The sequence below is a fragment of the Actinomadura macra NBRC 14102 genome (assembly GCF_001552215.1).
Lineage (GTDB): Bacteria > Actinomycetota > Actinomycetes > Streptosporangiales > Streptosporangiaceae > Spirillospora > Spirillospora macra.
In genome coordinates, this window is sequence record NZ_BCQT01000053.1 from 1 (window position 1) to 958 (window position 958).

Consider the following 958-nt stretch of genomic DNA (forward strand, 5'->3'; position numbering starts at 1 on the left):
GGCAGCGCCTGACATCAATGTTGAGAACGTCAAGGCGCACCTGCAGCAGTTCCAGACCATCGCCACCAGCAACGGCGGTACCCGCCGTTCCACCGGCGCCGGCTACACCGGTTCGGTGTCCTACATCGAAGGGAAGCTGAAGGCCGCCGGGTTCAACGTGGTCCGGCAGGCGTGCTCGTCCGGATGCACCAGCGGCGCGGGACCCAACCTGATCGCCGACTGGCCGGGCGGGAACGAGAGCAGCACCTACATGTTCGGCGCCCACCTCGACAGCGTCGCCGCGGGCCCGGGCATCAACGACAACGGCACCGGATCGGCGGCACAGTTGGAGGTCGCCCTCCAACTGGCCCAGTCCAAGCCCACCATGCTCAACCACGTCCGGTTCGGCTGGTGGACCGACGAGGAGCAGGGCCTGCGCGGCTCGAAGTTCTACGTGGGCCGCCTGTCGACCGCCGACCGGTCGAAGATCAAGGGCTACTTCAACTTCGACATGGTCGGCTCACCGAACCCGGGCTACTTCATCGACAACCTCACCTCGCCCCTGGCGGCCAACCTGAAGGGATACTTCGACTCCATCAACGTGGCGACCGAGGAGGTCGCCGAGTGCTGTAGCGACGACGGCTCGTTCCGCGACGCCGGGATCGCCACGACGTTCCTGTTCACCGGTGCGCCGGCACGCAAGAGCGCCGCGCAGGCACAAAAGTGGGGTGGCACCGCCAACCAGGCGTTCGACAAGTGCTACCACCAGGCCTGCGACAGCTACCCCGCCAACATCAACACCACCGCGCTCGACCGCTGCTCCGACGCGATCGCCTACGCGCTGTGGAAGGTCGCCGTGGGCGCCCAACCGGCGTCCGCACCCAGCAGGCGATCGTGACCGACCCGGGACCCGGTGACACCGGGTCCCGCGAAGGCTGGAGCTTCAGCCTCTAGCACCGCCGGCTCGTGCCCGGTCCGG

The 958-nt window shown here is 67.7% G+C and carries 1 protein-coding gene; it reads left to right on the plus strand.

Translation table 11 applies throughout. The annotated features are described in order from the left end of the window. Positions 1–877: M28 family metallopeptidase (locus AMA02S_RS39690; protein ID WP_157431176.1), on the plus strand; the 877-nt coding region annotated here is incomplete at its 5' end. Between the last annotated feature and the right edge of the window lie 81 nt (positions 878–958).